This window comes from Kitasatospora sp. NPDC056783, assembly GCF_042789895.1.
Lineage (GTDB): Bacteria > Actinomycetota > Actinomycetes > Streptomycetales > Streptomycetaceae > Kitasatospora.
The window spans coordinates 15,388-34,359 of the sequence record NZ_JBHUAF010000009.1 but is presented as its reverse complement, the minus strand read 5'-3'; the positions used below and the strand labels follow the sequence as shown (position 1 = coordinate 34,359).

General features: G+C 73.1%; 19 protein-coding genes. 6 read left to right on the top strand and 13 right to left on the bottom strand.

Annotated features, from left to right (window positions below):
- Window positions 1-202 precede the first annotated feature (202 nt).
- Complete coding sequence (locus tag ACFRMQ_RS03250) at window positions 203-1,105, top strand: polysaccharide deacetylase family protein (protein ID WP_380726345.1); 903 nt, start codon at window positions 203-205, stop codon at window positions 1,103-1,105.
- A gap of 60 nt (window positions 1,106-1,165) precedes the next feature.
- On the opposite strand, the gene ACFRMQ_RS03245 is transcribed toward ACFRMQ_RS03250, so the two are convergent.
- Window positions 1,166-1,984, bottom strand: coding sequence for an SDR family NAD(P)-dependent oxidoreductase (locus ACFRMQ_RS03245; protein WP_380726343.1), 819 nt, complete (start codon window positions 1,982-1,984; stop codon window positions 1,166-1,168).
- A 303-nt stretch (window positions 1,985-2,287) separates the two neighbouring features.
- On the opposite strand from ACFRMQ_RS03245, the gene ACFRMQ_RS03240 reads away from it, so the two are divergent.
- The gene (locus ACFRMQ_RS03240; protein ID WP_380726341.1) at window positions 2,288-3,157 is read left to right on the top strand and encodes a 3-hydroxybutyryl-CoA dehydrogenase; all 870 of its coding nucleotides are present in this window, start codon (window positions 2,288-2,290) and stop codon (window positions 3,155-3,157) included.
- Between the two features lie 75 nt (window positions 3,158-3,232).
- Here the strand turns inward: ACFRMQ_RS03240 and ACFRMQ_RS03235 are convergent, their stop codons facing one another.
- From ACFRMQ_RS03235 to infC, 11 genes are all read right to left on the bottom strand, one after another.
- Window positions 3,233-4,075 carry a chitosanase gene (locus ACFRMQ_RS03235; RefSeq protein ID WP_380726339.1) on the bottom strand — a complete coding sequence of 281 codons (843 nt, stop codon included), beginning with the start codon at window positions 4,073-4,075 and terminating at the stop codon, window positions 3,233-3,235.
- Window positions 4,076-4,195: 120 nt separating this feature from the next.
- On the bottom strand, window positions 4,196-5,158 hold the full coding sequence (locus ACFRMQ_RS03230; protein WP_380726337.1) for a hypothetical protein: 963 nt from the start codon (window positions 5,156-5,158) through the stop codon (window positions 4,196-4,198).
- Window positions 5,155-6,081 (bottom strand): ATP-binding cassette domain-containing protein, encoded by a 927-nt coding sequence (locus ACFRMQ_RS03225; protein ID WP_380726335.1) that lies wholly within the window; start codon window positions 6,079-6,081, stop codon window positions 5,155-5,157. Before ACFRMQ_RS03225 ends, ACFRMQ_RS03230 begins: the two co-directional genes overlap by 4 nt.
- A complete protein-coding gene (locus tag ACFRMQ_RS03220; RefSeq protein ID WP_380726333.1) occupies window positions 6,081-6,518 on the bottom strand; it encodes a GntR family transcriptional regulator in 438 nt (145 codons plus the stop codon). Before ACFRMQ_RS03220 ends, ACFRMQ_RS03225 begins: the two co-directional genes overlap by 1 nt.
- 188 nt (window positions 6,519-6,706) lie before the next feature.
- On the bottom strand, window positions 6,707-9,208 hold the full coding sequence (pheT, locus tag ACFRMQ_RS03215; protein WP_380726331.1) for a phenylalanine--tRNA ligase subunit beta: 2,502 nt from the start codon (window positions 9,206-9,208) through the stop codon (window positions 6,707-6,709).
- Window positions 9,208-10,329 carry a phenylalanine--tRNA ligase subunit alpha gene (gene pheS / locus ACFRMQ_RS03210; RefSeq protein ID WP_316520288.1) on the bottom strand — a complete coding sequence of 374 codons (1,122 nt, stop codon included), beginning with the start codon at window positions 10,327-10,329 and terminating at the stop codon, window positions 9,208-9,210. Before pheS ends, pheT begins: the two co-directional genes overlap by 1 nt.
- 116 nt (window positions 10,330-10,445) lie before the next feature.
- Window positions 10,446-11,549: an ATP-binding protein gene (locus ACFRMQ_RS03205; RefSeq protein ID WP_380726328.1), complete on the bottom strand. Its 1,104-nt coding sequence runs from the start codon at window positions 11,547-11,549 to the stop codon at window positions 10,446-10,448.
- A gap of 118 nt (window positions 11,550-11,667) precedes the next feature.
- Window positions 11,668-12,534 carry a TrmH family RNA methyltransferase gene (locus tag ACFRMQ_RS03200; protein ID WP_380726326.1) on the bottom strand — a complete coding sequence of 289 codons (867 nt, stop codon included), beginning with the start codon at window positions 12,532-12,534 and terminating at the stop codon, window positions 11,668-11,670.
- 99 nt (window positions 12,535-12,633) lie between these two features.
- Window positions 12,634-13,029 (bottom strand): 50S ribosomal protein L20, encoded by a 396-nt coding sequence (rplT, locus tag ACFRMQ_RS03195; RefSeq protein WP_030055649.1) that lies wholly within the window; start codon window positions 13,027-13,029, stop codon window positions 12,634-12,636.
- Between the two features lie 109 nt (window positions 13,030-13,138).
- Entirely contained in the window at window positions 13,139-13,333 is a 195-nt protein-coding gene (rpmI, locus tag ACFRMQ_RS03190) for a 50S ribosomal protein L35 (RefSeq protein WP_030055648.1), read from the bottom strand.
- 142 nt (window positions 13,334-13,475) lie between these two features.
- The gene (gene infC / locus ACFRMQ_RS03185) at window positions 13,476-14,222 is read right to left on the bottom strand and encodes a translation initiation factor IF-3 (RefSeq protein ID WP_380726386.1); all 747 of its coding nucleotides are present in this window, start codon (window positions 14,220-14,222) and stop codon (window positions 13,476-13,478) included.
- Window positions 14,223-14,667: 445 nt separating this feature from the next.
- On the opposite strand from infC, the gene ACFRMQ_RS03180 reads away from it, so the two are divergent.
- A complete protein-coding gene (locus ACFRMQ_RS03180) occupies window positions 14,668-15,045 on the top strand; it encodes a DUF1844 domain-containing protein (RefSeq protein ID WP_380726324.1) in 378 nt (125 codons plus the stop codon).
- 52 nt (window positions 15,046-15,097) lie between these two features.
- Here ACFRMQ_RS03180 and ACFRMQ_RS03175 read toward each other — a convergent pair whose 3' ends face one another.
- Window positions 15,098-15,871 carry an SseB family protein gene (locus ACFRMQ_RS03175; RefSeq protein WP_380726322.1) on the bottom strand — a complete coding sequence of 258 codons (774 nt, stop codon included), beginning with the start codon at window positions 15,869-15,871 and terminating at the stop codon, window positions 15,098-15,100.
- Between the two features lie 91 nt (window positions 15,872-15,962).
- Here ACFRMQ_RS03175 and ACFRMQ_RS03170 point away from each other — a divergent pair, with 91 nt between their 5' ends.
- The 3 genes from ACFRMQ_RS03170 to ACFRMQ_RS03160 all read left to right on the top strand — a co-directional run bounded on the left by ACFRMQ_RS03170 (window position 15,963) and on the right by ACFRMQ_RS03160 (window position 18,851).
- On the top strand, window positions 15,963-17,186 hold the full coding sequence (locus tag ACFRMQ_RS03170; RefSeq protein ID WP_380726320.1) for an amino acid deaminase/aldolase: 1,224 nt from the start codon (window positions 15,963-15,965) through the stop codon (window positions 17,184-17,186).
- A 59-nt stretch (window positions 17,187-17,245) separates the two neighbouring features.
- Window positions 17,246-17,689 carry a hypothetical protein gene (locus ACFRMQ_RS03165; protein WP_380726318.1) on the top strand — a complete coding sequence of 148 codons (444 nt, stop codon included), beginning with the start codon at window positions 17,246-17,248 and terminating at the stop codon, window positions 17,687-17,689.
- A gap of 247 nt (window positions 17,690-17,936) precedes the next feature.
- Window positions 17,937-18,851 (top strand): lytic polysaccharide monooxygenase, encoded by a 915-nt coding sequence (locus tag ACFRMQ_RS03160; RefSeq protein ID WP_380726316.1) that lies wholly within the window; start codon window positions 17,937-17,939, stop codon window positions 18,849-18,851.
- The last annotated feature ends 121 nt before the right edge of the window (window positions 18,852-18,972 follow it).

Sequence of the window (18,972 nt, the reverse complement as noted above, 5' to 3'; positions counted from 1 at the left end):
CCCCCTGTGCGCAATTCCGGATGAGTACGGCGATGAGCCGGTCGACTCTCGGTGCGCGGCGATCGTATCCAAGGACACACCGGCGAAACAGCGGAAGTTCAGGTTCACGCAACACTCCGGTGACGGAGTGTGTGCACGTCAAGGCGGGCGGATGCCCGGCCCGGATCGCCCGCCGGGACCGTCCTCTCTATGCTGGCTGCCGATGACTGCCGACCGCCGCACCGTGCTGCGCGCCACCGCCCGACTCGCCGCCCTCGCCGCCAGCAGCGGCCTGCTCGCCGCGTGCGGCACCGGCACGCCCCGCCGGGCCGACCCGGGGGCGTTCGCCGCGCACCCCGGCACGGTGGACCCCCAGCACACCACCGACCCGGCCTGGAGCGGCGGCGAGGGCCCGGCCTCCGCGGCGCCCGCCGCCCCGGAGGAGCCCCAGCCCGGCGGGGAGCCGGCCGCCGCCCAGCCCACCGCGCCGCCGACCCCGCCCCCGCTGCCGCCGCTCGCGCCCGGCACCCCGGCCGAGGTCGCGTACGGGCCGCGGACCGGCAAGAACGTGGCGCTCACCGTCCACGGCAGCGGGGACCCGAAGCTGGCCACCGCCCTGCTGGAGGCCGCCGAGCAGCGCGGCGCCAAGCTGACCGTGATGGTCGTCGGCAGCTGGCTCGACCAGCAGCCGCAGATGGCCCGGCGGATCCTGGACGGCGGGCACGAGCTGGGCAACCACACCCAGAACCACCTCAACATCTCCGCCATGACGCCGGACCAGGCCCGCGCCGAGATCGCCCAGTGCGCGGAGCGCCTGCAGCGGCTCACCGGCTCGATCGGCCGCTGGTTCCGGCCCTCCGCCGCCCAGTACGCCACCCCGATGGTGCGCGAGCAGGCCAAGGCGGTCGGGTACGAGCACGTGCTGTCCTTCGACGTCGACCCGCGCGACTACAACGACCCCTCGGCCGCCGAGTTGCAGCGCCGGGTGCTGAACTCGGTGCGCGGCGGCTCGGTGGTGGCGCTGCACATGGGCCACCAGTGCACGGTGGACGCGCTGCCCGCCATCCTGGACGGCCTGGCCAAGGCGGGACTCAAGCCGGTGACCGCCAGCCAGCTCTGCGCCTAGGTGTCCTGTCCGGCCCGGGGGCTCTCGGGGTCAGCCGGCCCGCCGCGCCCGACCGGGTGATCAGACCATCGGGTCGTCGTCCTTGTACGGGCGCAGCCGCAGCGTCCGGGCGTCCGCCGCGCGGATCGCGTCGGCCCGGTTGACCAGCTCCTCCAGGTCGTCCCGGCCCGCGTGGATGAACCGCCCGTGCAGCCCGTCGAAGCGGCCGCGGGCGGCGTCCACGGTGACGGCGACCATGTACGGGATGGACCCCCAGGCCGTGGTCTCCCGGAACATCGGCATCCCCGCGGTCATGTCGGTGGCCACCGCGCCCGGGCTGATGTCCAGCACGACGATGCCGTTGCGGGCCAGCGAGTCCGCCATGTTGTCGGAGAGCTGGAGCAGCGCGCCCTTGGACGTGGCGTACGCCGTGTAGTTGCCGTCCGGGCGCAGCGCGAAGCCGGAGTTGAGGTTGACCACCCGGCCGCGCTTGCGGGCGACCATGCCGGGCAGCACGCAGCGCAGCAGGTTGTAGGGGCCGCGCAGGTTGGTCTCGATCACCTGCCACCACTGGTTGGCGTCGGTCTCCCAGAGCGGCACCTCGGCGCGGTCGACCAGGCCGGCGTTGTTGACCAGCAGGTCGATCGGCCCGAGGTCGCGCTCGACCACCCGGACCGCCTCGCGCACCGAACCGGGGCGGGTGACGTCGGCGGTGACGGCGACGCCCCGGGAGCCGTGCCTGGCGCACTCCTTGAGGGTGTCGGTCAGCGTCTCGTGGGTGCGGCCGACCAGTCCGACGGCCATCCCCTCGGCGGCCAGGCCGATGGCGATCTCCCGGCCGATGCCCCGGCCGGCGCCGGTGATCAGGGCGGCCTGTCCCGCGAGCGATCCCGTCGACACCCTGTGCTCCCTTCGCGCCCCCGGCCCTGTCCGCGGTCCGCCCCGGCCCGTCTGCGGCATTCTGTCCGCCGCCGGGCGGGACCGGCCCCGGGCACACGGGCCGAGGCCTCCGCCTCACTCGTTCGGGCGAGCCCCGAGCACCGTCACCCCGCCGGGGAGGGGGTGACCTACTGGCCAGTACGGAGTAGTAACGTCGTCGGGACGGTGTCCGGTGCACCCATTCCGGTACACCGGCCCATTGACCAGCAGCTCGCTGGGCCACCAGTAGCTGGGCGACCCCCAGCACCACCGAAGGGCAACTGAGTGAGTGACATCGCGCGCGTCGGAGTGATCGGCTGCGGCCTGATGGGGTCGGGCATCGCCGAGGTCTTCGCCCGGGCCGGGCTGGACGTCCTGGTGTCGGAGGCCAGCGGTGAGGCGCTGGAGTTCGGCCGCACCCGGCTGACCAACTCCCTGGACACGGCGGTCAAGCGGGGCAAGCTGACCCCCGAGGAGCGGGACGAGGCGCTGGCCCGGCTGTCCTTCACCGTGGAGCTGTCCGACTTCGCCGACCGTGACCTGGTGGTCGAGGCCGTCGCCGAGCGCGAGGACATCAAGGTCAAGATCTTCGAGACCCTGGACCGGGTGGTCGAGCGCCGCGACGCGATCCTGGCCTCCAACACCTCCTCGATCCCGATCGTGAAGCTGGCCGCCGCCACCAGCCGCCCGGAGCAGGTGATCGGCCTGCACTTCTTCAACCCGGCGCCGGTGCAGAAGCTGGTCGAGGTCATCCCGACCCTGACCACCTCGGCGACCACCACCGAGCGGGTCGAGGCCTTCGCCTCCCAGGTGCTCGCCAAGGAGCCGATCCGCGCCCGCGACCGGGCCGGCTTCGTGGTGAACGCGCTGCTGGTGCCGTACCTGCTGTCCGCGGTGCGGATGTTCGAGTCGGGCGTGGCCACCGCCTCCGACATCGACAAGGGCATGGAGGCCGGCTGCGCCCACCCGATGGGACCGCTGCGGCTGTGCGACCTGATCGGCCTGGACACCATCGTCTCGATCGCCGAGTCGATGTACGACGAGTACAAGGAGCCGCTGTACGCCGCTCCCCCGCTGCTCTCCCGGATGGTCGACGCGGGCCTGCTGGGCCGCAAGTCCGGCCGCGGCTTCTACGACTACACCGCGAGCGCCTGACGCCCGCGGCGGAACCGGAACGGCGGGGCCCGGCGGCTGCGAACCGGCTGCCGGGCCCCGCGGCCTGATGGTGCGTCAGCTGTTGATGGCGTAGCTGTCGCCGTAGACCTTCCACTTCAGCGGCGGGTTGAGGTCGAAGTTCTTGGCGTTGAGGAAGACCAGCTGCTCGGTGTCGACCCGGCTGGTGTCGGAGTGGGCCTGCTCCTTCTTCATGACCACCTTGCGGGCGTCCAGGAAGGCCTTGAGGTAGGTGGCCTCGTCGCCGCCCTGCGCGGGGGTCTTGGCCTTCTTCATCGCCGCGGCGCGGATGCCGCCGAAGCTGTCCGAGCTGGTGCCCGGGCCGTGCATGACGATGGCGTCGTAGTAGGCGAACTGGCCGAGCGCGCGCAGGCCGTCGCCCTTGGCCTGGTTGACGGCGGGGTTGAAGTACACCCGGTCGCGCTCGTCGTTCTGGGCCTGCTGGAAGACGGTGTCGGCGGCGGCGGTGGCCCAGTCCTTCTCGAACGCGGAGCCGAGGCCGGCGTGCGACTCGGTGCCGTTGACCTTCTTCAGGGCCGGCAGGTACTTGGCCAGGATGTTGCCGGGCTTGAGGTCGGTGTAGTGCTGGATCAGCTCCAGCATGTCACCGGTGCCGGAACAGAAGCCGATGATGCCGGCGGTGTAGCCCCGGCCGTCCTTGATGTCCTCGATGTACTTGTACTGGGCCTTCCAGTCCAGCGACGAGTTCTCCGCGCTGGACACCAGCTGCATCGCGATGTCCTTCTTGTGCGGGTCGTCCAGCCCGACCGCCTGGAGCCGGACGGCACCGGCCGGCGACGGGGCGGCCTGGGCCGCCGAGGTGGCCGCGACGGTCAGCGGCGCGGCCACCAGGGCGGCGGCGAGGGCGATGCGGAGGGCACGACGGGGCTGAGGGCGCATGGGAGCTCCGATTCCTCGATGGGTTAGGAAACTTTCCTAACAAGAAGAAGGAAACGCCCTCGGCCGCACTCCCGCAAGGGTTTTGACAGAACCTCTTCAAGCGATCGGTGAAGCACCTGGTCAGTACGCCCGGCGGCGCACCCACCAGACCGCCGCCGCGCAGGCGGCGACGCCCAGCGCCGTCATCCAGCCGAACTCGACGAACTCGAACGGCCAGAACCGGTCCGCCGGCTGGTACACCTGGTGGGCGGTGTAGCCGCCGTCCCTGACCAGCGCCTGGAGCTGCTCGAAGTCGCCGTGCTCGTAGAACGCGTCCGTGGAGATCCGGTTCCCGGCCGGATCGGAGTACCAGACCTCCCCCAGCCAGCGCCCGTCCAGCGCCATCGCCCGCATCGAGTGCACCGGCTCCTCCAGCGGCTGCCGGTAGTGGAACCGGAAGGACTCCGCGAGGAAGGGCAGCGCGACCGAGACGCCCAGGCCGATGCCGACCGCCGCCACCGTGCGGCGCAGCACCGCGCCGGCCAGCGCGGCCACACCGAAGGTCAGCACCACCCGGCCGACCATCACCGGCCAGGTCTGTTCGAAGAGGTCCGGACTGAACCGCCCGTTCATCAGTGCCAGCGGGGCGCTCCACCAGCGCAGCAGCAGACCGAACAGCGCGGCGACGACCGCCAGCGCCCCGCCCGCCACGACCAGCGAGCCGACCGTCCAGCGGGACCGGCCGGCCCCCTGGGTCCAGACGAAGCGGACCGTCCCGTGCTCGAACTCCCGCGCCAGCAGCGGCCCGCCGACGAACGCGCCGAAGCCGGCGCCGAGCACGTGGAGCACCATGTCGAGGGCCTCCATCGAGGTGCCGTACTCGCGCAGGAACCGCTTGTACCGCTCCAGGCAGGCATCCGCGGCCGGATCGCAGGAGGTGGCGCCCGAGCGCTCCAGGCCCGCGCGCAGGTACCAGCCGTGCACCAGCAGCGCCAGCGAGACGGCGCCCATCACCAGGAACAGGGTGACCAGCGTCGGCCGGTGGCGCAGCCCGGCCGCCCGCAGCACGGCGGAGCGGGGCGGGGCGAGGGACAGCGAACTCACGGCAGTGCCACCTTCTCGTTCGGGGGGACGGCGCCGCGCGGGCCGGGGAGCGCGGAGGCGGCCGGCTGGCGCAGGTAGGAGAGCACCAACTCGGTGAGCCCGACGCGCTGTTGGCGCCAGGAGCCGGAGACCGGGGCGTCCGCGCCACCGGTGCGGACCAGGAGGTGGGACTGGACGCCGGCCCGGCGGTCGCGGACCACCGGCAGCTGCCCGGCGACCCGGTCGGCCTCGGCGGTCGGGCCGGTGAGCATCCGGTGGCCGGCCAGCAGGTCGTCCACCTCGCCGGCCACCTGGACCCGGCCGCCGCCGAGCACCACCAGGTAGTCGCAGCTCTGCTCCAGTTCGTTGACGGCGTGCGAGGAGAACACCACCGACACCCCGTCCTCGGCCACCGCGGTCAGCAGCACGGCCATGAAGTCGTGCCGGGCGAGAGGATCGAGGGCCGCCAACGGCTCGTCCAGCAAGAGCAGTTCGGGCCGCTTGGCAAGGGCCAGGGCGAGCGAGACCTGGGCCTGCTGACCGCCGGAGAGGCGGCCGTACCTGCGCTCCAGCGGGATGCCGAGCCCTTCCAGGTGGGCGAGGGCCCGGGCCTCGTCCCAGCGGCGGTTGAGGTGGCGGCCCATCGCCAGCAGGTCGCGCACCGGCAGGCCGGGGTAGAGCGCGGCGTTCTGGGCGACGAAGCCGATCCGGTCCAACGCACGCGGAGAGCCGGGCGGTTGGCCGCCGAGGACGGTCAGCGCACCCTCGCTCGGCAGGGCCAGCCCGGCGGCCAGGCTGAGCAGCGTGGTCTTGCCGGCGCCGTTCGGGCCGACCAGGGCCACCACGTGTCCGGCCGGGACGGCGAGCCGGCAGTCCCGCAGCGCCCAGGAGCGGCGGTAGCGCTTGCCGAGCCCGGCGCAGTCGATCACCGTGTCCGCGGCCATCAGGCCACCACCCCGTCCCGGCCCTCGCGCAGGTCGCGCAGCGCGTCCTCGAACACCGCCGTCATCCCCTCCTCGTCCAGCCCGGCGGTCCGCGCCGAGCGCATCCAGTCCAGCAACCCGCGCCGCAGCGCGGCCCGTTCGCGCAGCGGCACCACCCCGGCGGGCAGGCCGCGGACGAAGGTGCCCTGGCCCCGGCGGCCGGCCGCGAGGCCGCGGTGCTCCAGCTCCCGGTACGCCTTGAGGACGGTGTTCGGGTTGATCGCCAGCCCGGCCACCACCTCGCGCACCCGGGGCAGCCGGTCCCCCTCGGTCAACCAGCCCATCCGCAGCGCCTGTTCGACCTGCTGGACGAGCTGGAGGTAGGTCGGGACACCCGAGGCCGGGTCCAGCCGGAACTCGATCGGGGAGGGCTGGTCCGCTTCTTTATCTACTTCCATAGGTAAAGAGATAATCGATGAACTGAGGCTTCGTCAAACCGGGCCACCGGCAGGCAGGGCGCCGTCGAACCGGGGCGCCCTCGAACCGGGCCACCGGCACACCGGGGCGCCGTCGAACCAGGGAAACGGAAAGGGCCCCGCCCCGGACTCGTGGTCCGGGGCAGGGCCCTCCTTCAGGCGCTGCCGGGTCAGGCGCCGCGCAGCACCGCGCCGGTGCGGGCGACGGCCTCGGCGACGGCCGCCTCGCGGGCCGCGGTGGCCTCGTCGGCGGTCAGCGTGCGGTCGACCGCGCGGAAGCGCAGCGCGTACGCCAGCGACTTCTTGCCCTCGCCGACCTGCTCGCCGGTGAACACGTCGAACAGCCGGATGGCCTCCAGCAGTTCACCCGCGCCGGAGCGCAGCGCGGCCTCGACCTCGGCGGCCGGGACGGCGGTGTCGACGATCAGCGCGACGTCCTGGGTCGCCACCGGGAAACCGGAGACGGTCGGGCCGCTGACCCGCTCGGCGCCGTCGGCGATGAGCAGGTCGATGTCGATCTCCATCGCGGCGGTACGGGCCGGCAGCCCGAGCGCCTTGACCACCCGCGGGTGCAGCTCACCGGCGTGGCCGACCACCCGGTCGGTGCCGGCCACCAGCAGTTCGGCACAGCGGCCCGGGTGCCAGGGAGCCAGCTGGCCCTGGCGGACGGTCAGCTCGATGCCGGCCGCGCGGGCCACCGTGCGGGCCGCCTCGACGGCGTCCGCCCAGAAGGCCTGGGCGCCCTTGCCCCACCAGCCCGACGGCAGCCGCTCGCCCGCGAGGGCGACGGCGATCCGGCGCGGCTGCTCCGGCAGCGCGGCGTCCAGCGCGGCCAGTTCCTCGTTGCTGGGGCGGTGGTCGACGGCCGGACGCGGAGCGACGCTCAGCTCGTCCTTGGGCAGGAAGACGGTGCCGGTCTCGAAGACCGCCAGGTCGGTGTTGCCCCGGCCGACGTTGCGGCGCAGCGCGCCGAGCAGGCCCGGCAGCAGCGTGGTGCGCAGCGCCGGCTCCTCGTCGTTCAGCGGGTTGACCAGCTTCACCGTGCGGCGGCGCCGGTCGTCCGACTCCAGGCCGAGCGCCTCGAAGGCCGCCTCGCCGAGGAACGGGTAGTTGTTGACCTCGACGTAGCCGGCCCCGGCCAGCGCGACGCCGATCCGGCGGTTCACCCGCTGGTCCTCGGTCAGGCCCTTGCCCGGGGGCACGTTGGGCATCCGGGCGGGGACGTTGTCGTAGCCCTCCAGCCGGATGACCTCCTCGGCGAGGTCGTACGGGTCGGTGAGGTCGGGACGCCAGGTCGGCGGGGTGACCTCCAGGACGTCGGCGCCGGAGACCGAGCAGCCGATCTCCTGGAGGCGCCGGGTGACGCTCTCGCGGCCGTACACCGTGCCGGCCACCCGGTCGGGCAGGTCGGCGGCGATGGTGATGGTGCGCAGCGGGTGCGGCGCGGCGATGTCGGTGACCCCGGCCTCGGCGGTGCCGCCGGCGATCAGGACCAGCAGGTCGACGGCGCGCTGCGCGGCGGCGCGGGAGGCCTCCGGGTCGACGCCGCGCTCGAAGCGCTTGGACGCCTCGGAGGGCAGCTTGTGCCGCTTGGCGGTGCGGGCGATGGTGACCGCCTCGAAGTGCGCCGCCTCGATGATCACCTCGGTGGTGCCCGGACCGGCGGCCGGGTCGAGGATCTCGGTGGAGGCGCCGCCCATCACGCCGGCCAGGCCGATCGGGCCGCTGTTGTCGCAGATCAGCAGGTCCTCGGCGGAGAGCTCGCGCTCGACGCCGTCCAGGGTGGTGAGGGTCTCGCCCTGCTCCGCCCGGCGGACCGAGATCGGGCCGTCCACGCGCTGCTTGTCGTAGGCGTGCAGCGGCTGGCCGACCTCCAGCATCACGTAGTTGGTGATGTCGACGGTCAGCGAGATCGGGCGGATGCCCGACTTCTGGAGCCGGCGCTGGAGCCAGATCGGCGACTTGGCGGTCGGGTCGAGGCCGATGACCGTACGGGCGACGAAGCGGTCGCAGGCGGTCGGGTCGTTGACCTTCACCAGGTAGCCGAAGGAGTTCGCCGGCGGCACGTCGAGCAGCGCCGGGTCGGCCAGCGGCAGCCCGTACGCGGCGGCGGCCTCGCGGGCCACACCGCGCATGGACAGGCAGTAGCCGCGGTCCGGGGTGACGGCGATGTCGAGCACCTCGTCGACGAGCTGGAGCAGCTCGATGGCGTCGGTGCCGGCCTCGTACTCCGGCGGGAGCACGATGATGCCGTTATGGTCGTCGCCCATGCCCAGCTCGCGGGCGGAGCAGATCATGCCGGCCGAGGTGTGGCCGTAGGTCTTGCGGGCCGCGATCGGGAACGGGCCGGGCAGCACGGCGCCCGGGAGCACGACGACGACCTTGTCGCCGACGGCGAAGTTGGTCGCACCGCAGACGATCTCCTGCGGCTCACCGGTGCCGTTGGCGTCGCCGACGTTGACGAAGCAGTGCCGGATCGGCTTCTTGAAGCCGGCCAGCTCCTCGATGGAGAGCACCTCGCCGACCACCAGCGGGCCCTTGAAGTCCGCGCCGAGCTGCTCGACGGTCTCGACCTCCAGGCCGGCCCGGACCAGGCGCTCCGCGACGTCGCGACCGGTCTCGCCGGCCGGCAGGTCGACGTACTCGCGCAGCCAGGAAAGCGGGACGCGCATCAGATCTCCATCCCGAACGGGAGGGTGAAGCGGACGTCACCCTCGACCATGTCGCGCATGTCAGCGACGTTGTGACGATTCATCAGGATTCGCTCCAGGCCCAGGCCGAAGGCGAACCCGCTGTAGCGGTTGGGGTCGACACCGCAGGCGACCAGCACCCGCGGGTTGACCACGCCGCAGCCGCCGAGCTCGATCCAGCCCTCGGAGGAGCAGGTGCGGCACGGCCGGTCCGGGTTGCCGACGCTCTCGCCGCGGCACACGAAGCACTGGAGGTCGATCTCCGCGCTCGGCTCGGTGAACGGGAAGTACGACGGGCGCCAGCGCAGCTCCAGGCCGCCGCCGATCAGCTTCTCGACCAGCACCTCGATGGTGCCCTTGAGGTCGGCGAAGGTGATGCCCTCGTCCACCGCGAGACCCTCGACCTGGCGGAAGACCGGGGTGTGGGTGGCGTCCAGCTCGTCGGTCCGGTAGACCCGGCCGGGGCAGACCACGTAGATGGGGGGCTCGCGGTCGAGCATGGTGCGGGCCTGGACCGGGGAGGTCTGGGTGCGCAGCACCACGCCGGAGTCGGCGGAGCCGTCCGGGGCCTGGACGAAGAAGGTGTCCTGCATCGAGCGGGCCGGGTGGTCCGGGCCCAGGTTGAGGGCGTCGAAGTTGAGCCACTCGGCCTCGACCTCGGGGCCCTCGGCGACCTGGTAGCCCATCGCGACGAAGGTGTCCTCGATGCGCTCGGCCATGGTGGTCAGCGGGTGCCGGGCGCCACGCGGAGCGCGGTCGTACGGCAGCGTGACGTCCACCGCCTCCTCGACCAGCACGCGGGCGTCCCGCTCCGCCTCCAGCTCGGCCTGCCGCTTCGCGAGGGCCTGGTTGACGGCCCCGCGGGCCTGGCCGATCAGCTTTCCGGCGGCCGCCTTGGCGTGCGGGGGCAGGGCGCCGATCTCGCGGTTGGCGAGCGAGAGCGCGGAGCGGTCGCCGGTGTGGGCGACCTTGGCCTGCTTCAGCTCGTCCAGGGAGCCGGCGGCGGCGAAGGCGGCGATCGCCTCGTCGCGCGCCTGCTCCACCACCTCGGGCTTGAGGGCCTCGACCTCGACCGGGTCGTACGACTTGTTGGGTGCCGACATCTCTATCTTTCCCGTGCTCCTGCTCGTCCGTGCTCAAGGTCTTTGGGCCATCGCCGAAGGTCGAGTGTAGTCGCAGCGTGTCGCGCCGCTCGGCGCCGCTTCCCCGCGGAGCGCCCCTAGAGCATGAAGTCGGGCACCCCGGCGGGCAGGATGAACCGGAACCGGGCGCCACCGCCGGGTGCGCGGTCGACGCGGATCGAGCCGCCGTGGGCCTCCACGATGCCCTTGACGATGTAGAGGCCGAGGCCGGTGCCGCCACGCTTGGAGCCGCGCCAGAAGCGGGTGAAGACGCGCGGCATCGAGTCCTCGGGGATGCCGCTGCCTTCATCGCTCACGGTGACCGCTGTGCCTTCCACGATGCGGGGAGGAGTGCCGGAGCGCTCCCAGACGGGTGCCTCGACGATCTCCTTGGCCGGTGCCACCTCGATCGTGACAGTTCCCTCGCCGTGCCGCACCGCGTTTTCCAGCAGGTTGGCCAGCACCTGGTCGACCTTGTCCGGGTCGGCCCACAGCACGGTCAGCGGCTCGCCGATCCGGATGTCGAAGCGCTCCTCGGGGATGCCGGTCGCGACCTTGCGCTCGACGTGCCGGCGCACCGCCGCGGTCAGGTCGATCACCTGCTTGCGCAGTTCCAGCCGGCCGGCGTCGATCCGGGAGATGTCCAGCAGTTCGGCGATCAGCCGGGTGACCCGGTCGGCGTCGGCGTCCACCGTCTCCAGCATCAGCCGCTTCTGCCCGTCGGTGAACCGCTCCCACTTGGCCAGCAGCGTCGCCGTGAACCCCTTGACGCTGGTCAGCGGGGAGCGCAGCTCGTGCGCCACGGTGGCGATCAGCTCGGCGTGGCTGCGCTCGGTGCGGCGCCGGGCCTCGGTGCCGCGCAGGGCGATCACCAGGCGCTCCAGCGGCCCGCCCGGCACGGCGCGCACGTACATGGCGGAGACCAGCACCTCGCGCCCGCCGGGCAGCAGCAGGTTGCGCTCCGGCTGGCGGGTGCGGATGGCCAGGCCGCCGTACGGGTCGGTCAGCTGCCACCAGCGGCGGCCGTCCAGGTCCTCCAACGGGAGGACGTCCTCCACCGCGCTGCCGAGCGCGGCCTGCGGGAGCACGCCGGTGAGCCGGGCCGCGGCCCGGTTGAAGCAGACCACCCGGCCCAGCGCGTCGGCGACCACCAGCCCGTCCGGCAGGTCGTCCGGGTCGAGCTCGGGTCCGCTGCCGACCATGGGTTGCCTCCCCGATTACCCACCGTGCCGTTCCCCCCACAGAGGCAGACCCTAGCGCCTCCCAGGCGCCCGCAGTAGGGCTTGCAAGGGGTGATCCCGGTGCGCCCCCGGGGAGGGATCAGGCGTTCGAACGGCAGCCGCCCGGCGAGCGCTGGGCGCGGGCCGAGGCGTACAGGCAGACGGCCGCCGCGGTGGCCAGGTTGAGGCTCTCGGCGTGGCCGTGGATCGGGACGCGCACGACCTCGTCGGTCAGCGCCCGGGTCTCCTCCGGGAGCCCCCAGGCCTCGTTGCCGAACACCCACGCGCCGGGCGCGCCCAGGGTGCCCTCGTCCAGTTCCCGGTCCAGGTCGCGCTCCCCCGCACCGTCCGCGGCGAGCACCCGGACCCCGGCCTCGCGCAGCTTGCCGACGGCCTCCTCGACCGGCACGCCGACCGCCACCGGCAGGTGGAACAGGCTGCCCACGGAGGCTCGGACGGCCTTGGGGTTGTAGAGGTCCACCGACGCGTCGGTCAGCACCACGGCGTCCGCGCCGGCCGCGTCGGCGGTGCGCAGCACGGTCCCGGCGTTCCCGGGGTCGCGCACGTGGGCGAGGACCGCGACCAGCTTGGGGCGGGCCTTGAGCACCTCGGCGAACGGGGTGTCGATGAAGCGGCAGAGCGCCACGATCCCCTGCGGGGTCACGGTGTCGCAGATGTCCGCGATCACCTCGTCGGTGGCGGTCAGCACGGACAGCCCCTCGGCCCGGGCCGCCTCGACGATCCCGGCGTGCCGCTCGGCGGCCTCCTGCGTCGCGTAGACCTCGACCACGGCGTGCTCACCGGTGCCCGGCAGCCTGCCGAAGGCGATGGCCTCCCGGACGGCCTGCGGGCCCTCGGCCAGGAAGCGGCGCTCCTTGGTGCGCTGGTTGCGCTTGGCCAGCCGGCGGGCGGCGACGACGCGCGGCGAGCGCAGGGAGGTCAGCAGGGGGGTCTCGGTGCTCGGCATGGTCTCGATCTCTGGAGGCGCTGGAGGAGGGGGTAAAAGCAGAACCGGACCCGCAGGAGAGCCTGCGGGTCCGGTCAGAGCTCAACCGATCTCGGAAGATCAGGCGGCGTCCGCGGCGGCCTTGGGGGCGTTCACGTCGGCCGGCAGCGCCTTCTGGGCGACCTCGACCAGGGAGGCGAACGCACCCGGGTCGTTGACGGCCAGGTCGGCCAGCATCTTGCGGTCGATCTCGACGCTGGCGGCCTTCAGGCCCTGCACGAAGCGGTTGTAGGTGATGCCGTTGGCACGGGCCGCAGCGTTGATGCGCTGGATCCACAGCTGACGGAAGTCGCCCTTGCGCTTCTTGCGGTCGTTGAAGTTGTAGACCAGCGAGTGGGTGACCTGCTCCTTGGCCTTGCGGTACAGGCGCGAGCGCTGGCCCCGGTAGCCGCTGGCGCGCTCCAGGATGACCCGGCGCTTCTTGTGGGCGTTGACTGCCCGCTTGACGCGTGCCACTTGATTACTCCTTGGGTTGGACCACGGACTACTTCACGTGGTCCGTCATTCGAATGGGTCGGGAAGGATCAGCTGCCCCGCACGCGGCTCGCGCCGGGCGGGAGGGCGATCACTTGCCGAGAAGCTTCTTGATCTTCTTGGCGTCAGCGGGGGCCAGCTCGACCGTCCCGGCCAGCTTGCGGGTCAGCGTCGAGGGCTTGTGCTCCAGGAGGTGGCGACGGCCGGCGCGCTCGCGCAGCACCTTGCCAGAGCCACTGATCTTGAAGCGCTTGCTGGCGCCACTGTGCGTCTTCTGCTTCGGCATTTCGCCGTATCTCCTCGTCGGTCCCGTCCACGCCCGCGCGGCTGCTGCCACGCGGGCGCGAACTGGATGGATCTGCGGTGACCGGGCGGGTCGCCCCGTCACCCTGTGGGCCGGTCTCCCGGGCCTCCTGGCCGGTGAGGGCTCAGGCGCCCTGGGAGGCGGCCGGCTGCTCGACCGGAGCGTCGGCCTCGACGGCCGGCGCCTCGGCCGGGGCGTCCTGCGCCTCGGTCACGACGTCCTCGACCTCGGTCTCGATGTCCTCGGTCACGACGTCCTCGAGCTCGTCCTCCGCAAGGGCGTCGGAGCCGGCGGTGCGGCCCTGACGCTCGGCCTTGCGGGCGTCCGCGAGGGCGCGGGCCTCGGCCATCGCCTCGGTCTTCTTCTTGTGCGGACCAAGGACCATGATCATGTTGCGGCCGTCCTGCTTGGGCGACGACTCGACGAAGCCCAGGTCCTGGACGTCGTCGGCGAGCCGCTGGAGCAGACGGAAGCCCAGCTCGGGGCGGGACTGCTCGCGACCACGGAACATGATCGTGATCTTGACCTTGTCGCCCTGCTTGAGGAACCGGACGACGTGACCCTTCTTGGTGTCATAGTCGTGCGGGTCGATCTTCGGCCGGAGCTTCATCTCCTTGATGACCGTGTGCGCCTGGTTCTTGCGCGCCTCACGGGCCTTCATGGCCGACTCGTACTTGAACTTGCCGTAGTCCATGAGCTTGCACACCGGCGGCCGGGCGGTCGCCGCGACCTCGACCAGGTCGAGGTCGTACTCCTGCGCGAGCTCCAGCGCCTTGGCAAGCGGCACGATGCCGACCTGCTCGCCGCTGGGACCGACGAGTCGCACCTCGGGGACGCGAATCCGGTCGTTGATGCGGGGCTCGGTGCTGATGGGGCCTCCTCGGTTGCACCTTCTGCGATGCGGCCGTCGGACGGCGGTCGCACGTAGTGGACTCGACCACTGGGCGGGGCTTCATTCGTGCTGCGCTGTCCGGTACGTACACCGCCACACGAAAAAAGCCCCGCTCGGTACAAGCGGGGCTCCACACAACCGGGGGCTGCGCCCGGTGAGGGGCGCTGCGGCGACTCGGCGCCAGTGGCGCCCGTCGCGGACCGGGACCCGTCGACCGCGAGGCCGCTCGGGTGGGAGACTTTCGCGGTTGCCCTCTCGGGCCTCCTCAGTGGAGCCTCCACTTGCTGGCCGAGTGCCCATACGGGAGCCCGGCCGGTCAGTCTCGAAGCTTACAGCGTCGGGGGGTCGAACGCTATTCCGCCCCGGCGTGGGGCCCCTTGTACGCTCCACGTGTACCCACACGACACGATGGAACGAGCCCCCCTTGAGCAGCGAGCCCACCCAGAACCCCGGCGCGGACGACGACGCGATCGGCTTCGACGACCTCACCCGCGACATCGCCGAGGTCCCGGCCGTCGAGGTGATCACCACCGTCGCGGTGCACCTGATGAGTGCCGCCGCCGTCAAGTGCGGTCTCGCCGAGGGCGGCGACGAGGACAAGGACCTGGACGAGGCCCGCAAGCTCATCACCGCGCTGGCCGGACTGGTCACCGCCGGCGCCCCGGAGATCAGCAACTTCCACGCCGCGCCGCTGCGCGACGGGCTGCGCTCGCTCCAGCTCGCCTTCCGTGAGGCCTCCGTCGTGCCGGACGCCCCGGGCGCGGGCCCGGGCGAGAAGTTCACCGGGCCCGTCTACTCCTGAGGCCCGACACGGAGGAGCGGCACACCTGCGCCGCTCCTCCGTCCTCCGCCCCTCACCGCCGGTAGAGCGGCTCCCCCGGCAGCGCCGCGCCGGCCGGCAGCACCGCGAGGTCCAGCCCCCGGTCCAGCCGCACCCGCAGCACCGGATCGCCGGCCACCGCCCGCCCGACCCGCTGCGCGGCCTCCTGGAGCCCCGCCTGGTCCAGCGCCGGGTCGAACACCACCGCGAGCACCCCGTCCGAACCCTCCGAGGCCTCCAGCAGCCCGGTGACCACCTGCGGCTCGGCCGCCAGCAGCCCGCGCACCGCCTCGCGCACCTCCGGGTCCCGGGCCGGCGGCAGGAACGGGCGGTTCTCCGCGAGCGCCCGCAGCCGGGCACCGCTCAGCTGGAACGGCACCGGCCCGGCCGGGTCGATCAACAGGGTGTCGGCGCGCTCCGAGAAGGCGACCATCGCGGCCTGCGGGGCCGCCGTCGGCGCCGGGCGGGCGTCGGCGCGCCAGCGGGCGAGCGACTCCAGCGACGTGAAGGCCGGCAGCGCGCGGCGCCCGTCCGGGGCCTCCAGCACCGGGACGGCCATGTCGCTGGTCTTCTCGTGGCGGTGCCCGTTCACGTCCACCTCGACCTCGCCGAGGATCGCGACGATCGGGACCATCAGCCGGGTCGGGGTCAGCGCCGCCAGCACCTCGGGCTCGGCCGCGCGGTCCCGCGACCAGCGGGCGAGGGCCTCGGTGAGCGCCTGGTCGGCGGTGCCGTCGTCGTCGGAGAAGCCGGGATTCGGGATGCTCTTGCCGACGAACGCCGGGTTGGAGAAGTCTTTGCGGTCCACCCGCCCGACCCTATGCCACCGCGCCCGAGCGGCCCCATTTCCCCGCACGCGAGGCCTACCCACCGGTAGCGCGGTGTGGCACCCTGCGCCCATGGTGATCCTCGACGCGCCCGCGACCGCGCCCACCCCGGTCTCCGACCGCCTCCGGTACGACCGCGCCACCGCCCACCTGGACGGCCCGGTGGCCGTCGTGGACCTCGCCGCGTTCGACGCGAACGCCGCCGACCTGGTGCGCCGGGCGGGCGGCAAGCCGATCCGGCTGGCCAGCAAGTCGATCCGCTGCCGGGCGCTGCTGGACCGGGCGCTGGCCGTGGACGGCTTCCTCGGGGTGATGAGCTTCACCCTCGACGAGTCGCTCTGGCTGGCCCGCACCGGCGTCCGGGATGTCCTGCTCGCCTACCCGTCCGCCGACCGGTCCGGCTTCGCCGAGCTGACCGCCGACCCGGAGGCCGCCCGCGAGATCACCGTCGTCCTGGACGACCCGGCCCAGCTGGACCTGATCGACGCGGCCCGGACCGGCGACGCCGAGGTGCGGGTCTGCCTGGAGCTGGACACCTCGCTGCACCTGCTCGGCGGCCGGGTCCGGGTCGGCGCCCGCCGCTCGCCGCTGCGCACCCCCGAGGAGCTCGGCGCCTTCGCCGAGCTCGTCCAGCGCCGCCGGGGCTTCCGGGTGGTCGGCCTGATGGCGTACGAGGGGCACGTCGCCGGGGTGGGTGACCGGGTGCCCGGACGGCCGGTGCGCTCGCGGCTGATCCGGCTGATGCAGGCCAAGGCCCGCGCCGAACTGGCCGAGCGGCGCGCGGCGGTGGTCCGGCGGCTGCGGCGGGTGGCCGACCTGGAGTTCGTCAACGGCGGCGGCACCGGCAGCGTGGAGTCCACCGTGGCCGAGCGCGCCGTCACCGAGGTCGCCGCCGGCTCCGGGCTGTTCGTGCCGCGGCTCTTCGACCACTACCGCTCGTTCCGGGGCCGACCGGCCGCGCTGTTCGGCCAGCCGGTGGTGCGCCGCCCCGGCCTCGGCGTGGTGACCGTGCTCGGCGGCGGCTACCCGGCCTCCGGCGCGGCCGGCCCGGACCGCTCGCCGGTGCCGTACCTGCCGGCCGGGCTGCGCTACGACCCGATGGAGGGCGCCGGGGAGGTGCAGACCCCGCTGCTCGGCCCGGCCGCGGACGACCTGCTGATCGGCGACCGGGTCTGGTTCCGGCACGCCAAGGCGGGCGAGCTGTGCGAGCGCTTCGCCGAGCTGCACCTGATCGAGGGCGACCGCGTCGTCCGGACGGTGCCGACCTACCGGGGCGAGGGCAGGACGTTCCTCTGACGCTTCGTCCGGCCTTGCCCTACCGTGGTGCCGACACCTCGGCACGACAAGGGAGCAGCATGGACCCCGAGCTCACGGACATCGCCACGAGGGGCGCGACCGTTCTGGCCGGCCTCATGGTCACCTCGGCCTGGGACCGGGTGAAGCCGCGCGTGGTCGCGCTGTTCGGCCAGAAGGCGGATTCGGTCTCCGAGGAACTGGACGAGACCCGGGCCGAGTTGACGGCGGCCCCGGAGGCCGGCCGCGAGTCCGCCCTGCGGAGCGTCGAGAGCGAGTGGCAGCCGAGGCTGCGCCGCCTGCTGGCCGCCGACCCGGCCCTGGCCGCGGAACTCCGGGAGATCATCGCCGAGTTCACGCCCGCGGAGACCGGCCAGGCGGCCACCGTGTACCACAACGAGATCCGGGACACCACCGTCGAGGGGGCCGTCTTCCAGGTCGGCCAGGTCGGCAACGGCGGCAAGGTCGTCAAGACCGAGACGATCAACGGCGACCTGCACTTCTGATTCGGACCTTTCCGGAGCCTTAACGGGGCCCGATGGAACGGCTAACCGCGACGTTCCGTCGGGCCTTTGCGCTGCTCGTGGGCCTACAGTCCGTCAGCAAGCACAGTGCGCCCGACTATTGCCTTATGGTCCAGACCAATCCTACGCTCTGGCCCGGGGGGCGTGCGCCGGGCCGGCGGCCCCCGAACGGGCAGGCGTGTCCGTTCCCCCACACCCGCCCGGAACGACGGTCAAGGAGCCCCACCCCATGTCCATCAAGCGAAGTGCCCTGTCCGTCGGCGTGATCGGCGCCGCCGTCCTCGCGGTGGCCGGTGCCACCGCCGGCACCGCCAGCGCCCACGGCACGATGACCAACCCCGTGAGCCGGGTCGCCGCCTGCTACGCCGAGGGCCCCGAGCACCCGGTGTCCCAGGTCTGCAAGGACCTCGTCGCCGCGAGCGGCACCCAGCCGCTCTACGACTGGAACGAGGTCAACATCGCCAACGCCGCCGGCAACAGCCAGGCGATCATCCCGGACGGCAAGCTCTGCTCGGCCAACCGCGACAAGTACGCGGCCCTGGACTGGCCGCGCACCGACTGGCCGGCCACCGCGGTGAAGCCCGGTGCCTTCACCTTCCAGTTCCGCACCACCGCGCCGCACGTCGGCACCCAGACGGTCTACATCACCAAGGCGAGCTACGACCCCACCAAGGCGCTGAAGTGGTCGGACCTCGACCCGACCCCGGTGGCCCAGGTGCAGGTCGACCGCAACGCCGTCAACGGCTCCTACAGCTACTCCGGCACCCTGCCGCAGCGCACCGGCCGCCAGGTCCTGTACACGGTGTGGCAGCGCAGCGACAGCCCGGAGGCCTTCTACGCCTGCTCCGACGTCGACTTCGGCGCCAAGACCGCCGCCGTGTCGGCGCTCGCCGCCCAGGCCCCGGCCGCGCCCAGCGACGCCCAGATCGCGGCCGACGCCTCGAAGTCCACCGTCGCCCACCACGGCCACGGCGGGGACCCCGACTCCCCGGCCGGCCAGGTGATCCCGACCGCCTCGGCGGCCGTGGGCGGCACCTCCTCCACCGGCCCGCTGCTGCTCGCCGGTGCCGCCGCGATCAGCGTCGGCTGGGCCGGCATGGTGCTCCGGCGCCGTCGCGTCGAGGCTGTTCGACGCGACGCCTGACGCCGGGCGCGGGACCGGGCCGGCCACTCCCCCGTCCGGCCCGGTTCCCGTGACACGCGCGACGAGAAGGCGGCGGCCCACCCGGAGGTATCCCTCCCGGGTGGGCCGCCGCCGTGTGAGG

What these genes read in the sequence shown, in the direction of transcription:
- ACFRMQ_RS03200 (WP_380726326.1), bottom strand. Translation starts at nt 12,534, where the DNA reads ATGCCGAGCACCGAGACCCCCCTGCTGACCTCCCTGCGCTCGCCGCGC.
- ACFRMQ_RS03205 (WP_380726328.1), bottom strand. Translation starts at nt 11,549, where the DNA reads ATGGTCGGCAGCGGACCCGAGCTCGACCCGGACGACCTGCCGGACGGG.
- pheT (WP_380726331.1), bottom strand. Translation starts at nt 9,208, where the DNA reads ATGCGCGTCCCGCTTTCCTGGCTGCGCGAGTACGTCGACCTGCCGGCC.
- ACFRMQ_RS03250 (WP_380726345.1), top strand. Translation starts at nt 203, where the DNA reads ATGACTGCCGACCGCCGCACCGTGCTGCGCGCCACCGCCCGACTCGCC.
- ACFRMQ_RS03170 (WP_380726320.1), top strand. Translation starts at nt 15,963, where the DNA reads ATGGTGATCCTCGACGCGCCCGCGACCGCGCCCACCCCGGTCTCCGAC.
- ACFRMQ_RS03225 (WP_380726335.1), bottom strand. Translation starts at nt 6,081, where the DNA reads ATGGCCGCGGACACGGTGATCGACTGCGCCGGGCTCGGCAAGCGCTAC.
- ACFRMQ_RS03160 (WP_380726316.1), top strand. Translation starts at nt 17,937, where the DNA reads ATGTCCATCAAGCGAAGTGCCCTGTCCGTCGGCGTGATCGGCGCCGCC.
- ACFRMQ_RS03235 (WP_380726339.1), bottom strand. Translation starts at nt 4,075, where the DNA reads ATGCGCCCTCAGCCCCGTCGTGCCCTCCGCATCGCCCTCGCCGCCGCC.
- rpmI (WP_030055648.1), bottom strand. Translation starts at nt 13,333, where the DNA reads ATGCCGAAGCAGAAGACGCACAGTGGCGCCAGCAAGCGCTTCAAGATC.
- ACFRMQ_RS03165 (WP_380726318.1), top strand. Translation starts at nt 17,246, where the DNA reads ATGGACCCCGAGCTCACGGACATCGCCACGAGGGGCGCGACCGTTCTG.
- pheS (WP_316520288.1), bottom strand. Translation starts at nt 10,329, where the DNA reads ATGTCGGCACCCAACAAGTCGTACGACCCGGTCGAGGTCGAGGCCCTC.
- ACFRMQ_RS03220 (WP_380726333.1), bottom strand. Translation starts at nt 6,518, where the DNA reads ATGGAAGTAGATAAAGAAGCGGACCAGCCCTCCCCGATCGAGTTCCGG.